The sequence below is a fragment of the Rhodovulum sp. genome (genome assembly GCF_011048875.1).
Taxonomy (GTDB): Bacteria; Pseudomonadota; Alphaproteobacteria; order Rhodobacterales; family Rhodobacteraceae; genus Rhodovulum; species Rhodovulum tesquicola.
Map to the genome: position 1 here is coordinate 1 of NZ_DSDD01000280.1, position 1,814 is coordinate 1,814.

The following is a 1,814-nucleotide window of genomic DNA, read 5'->3' on the forward strand; positions in this document are numbered from 1 at the left end:
AGCCCTCGCCCGGATCGCGACGACAACGACGCTGAGCGAACTCGGCCCCTCGGACCTGATCATCGAGGCCGCGACCGAACGCGAAACCGTCAAGATCGCGATCTTCGAGGATCTGCAATCGCATCTGCGGCCCGAAACGATCCTGACCTCGAACACCTCCTCGATCTCGATCACGCGTCTGGCCAGCCGCACCGACCGGCCGGAACGGTTCATGGGCCTGCATTTCATGAACCCGGTGCCGGTGATGCAGCTGGTGGAACTGATCCGCGGCATCGCCACCGACGAGGCGACCTACACCACGCTTCAGGCCGTGGTCGAACGGCTGGGCAAGACCGCCGCGCCGGCCGAGGACTTCCCCGCCTTCATCGTCAACCGCATCCTGATGCCGATGATCAACGAGGCGGTCTATACGCTCTACGAGGGCGTGAGCTCGGTCAAGTCGATCGACCAGTCGATGAAGCTGGGCGCGAACCACCCGATGGGGCCGCTGGAACTGGCCGATTTCATCGGGCTCGACACCTGCCTGGCAATCATGAACGTGCTGCATGACGGGCTTGCGGACACGAAATACCGCCCCTGCCCGCTGCTGACCAAATATGTCGAGGCCGGATGGCTGGGCCGCAAGACCCAGCGCGGCTTCTACGACTATCGCGGCGAAATCCCGGTGCCGACCCGCTGATTGCCCCCCGGCACAGCCTCTTCTTCTTGGGGAAAATACCCGAAAAACCGCACGAAGTGCCAGAAGGCGTGCGCCGCAGGCGCTCAACCGGATCACGCCTCAGCCCAGCGCCAGCGTGCGCTCCCTGAGCCAGGCCATGAAGCCGCGCGGGTTGTCCGCCCAGGGCTCGATCTCGTCGCGGCCGATGGCCGGGCCGATCACTGGCGCCTGCGGCCGGTTCAGCGCATGGCAGACCTCATGCAGCAAAAGCCCCTGGCGCAGCGTCGGCGAGATCTGGGCTGCCATCTGGTACCAGCGCGAATTCGCTCCCGGAAAGCGGATCGGCACCACATCCGCACCCGAGCGCTGGATCATCTTGGCAGTGAAGGGGTTCCACTCGGCCTCGATCACGGGGCCGAACATCGTCTGCGACGAGGCGACCACGCCCGAGGGAAACAGCGCGATCGCACCGCCCCGGGCCAGATGCGCCATCGCCCGGCGACGCATGTCGAGATTACGCTCCAGCGCATCGGTCTCGTGCGGAAAGGGCACCGGGATCAAGAAATCCGCGACCTCGCTCACCCCGGTCAGAAGCGAGCGGGTCAGGATCTTGTAATCGGTCCTCACCCGACCGATCAGTTCGGCCAGAACCATGCCGTCGACCAGACCATGCGGGTGGTTGGCCACGACGACCAGCGGCCCCTCGGGCGGGATGTTGGCGATCTGCGCGGGCGGCGTGCGCAGTTCGATCCCCATAACGTCAAGCGCCTGTTTCCAGAACAGCTGACCCTCGGGCGGGCCCATCGCCTCGAACCGTCGGATCAGGCGCAGCAGGCGCAGCTTGCCGGTCATGAATTCCATCGTCCGGATCGTGCGGATCTGCACCGGATTCGTGAAGGAATTGGCATAGGACAGCAGCCGCGACTCGTAAGGGCCGCCGTCAACCGGTCGCGCGTCGACGCCCTGGCCGGTATCACGCATCACGGCCCCGGCAGGACGCGCGGCGGGAGCCGTTCATCGGGCCGCAGCGGCCTCTTGGGGATTCGGCCGGGTCACATGTCTTCGCCGAAGCGATCCGCAACGAGGCGGGCAAGCGCATCGGCCAGCCGGTCGGCCTCGGGGCCGCTGGTCGTCACCTCGATCGACGTGCCCTTGG

3 protein-coding genes are annotated in these 1,814 nt (G+C 66.1%); 1 reads left to right on the forward strand and 2 read right to left on the reverse strand.

Annotation, left to right across the window (positions count from 1 at the left end):
• On the forward strand, nt 1-679 hold a 679-nt coding region (locus ENN83_RS09810; RefSeq protein ID WP_287186421.1), incomplete at its 5' end, for a 3-hydroxybutyryl-CoA dehydrogenase.
• A gap of 99 nt (nt 680-778) precedes the next feature.
• Here the strand turns inward: ENN83_RS09810 and ENN83_RS09815 are convergent.
• Nucleotides 779-1,639: a lysophospholipid acyltransferase family protein gene (locus ENN83_RS09815; protein WP_287186423.1), complete on the reverse strand. Its 861-nt coding sequence runs from the start codon at nt 1,637-1,639 to the stop codon at nt 779-781.
• Nucleotides 1,640-1,710: 71 nt separating this feature from the next.
• Nucleotides 1,711-1,814 (reverse strand): HPr family phosphocarrier protein (locus ENN83_RS09820; protein WP_414707648.1); only part of this gene is annotated, 104 nt, incomplete at its 5' end.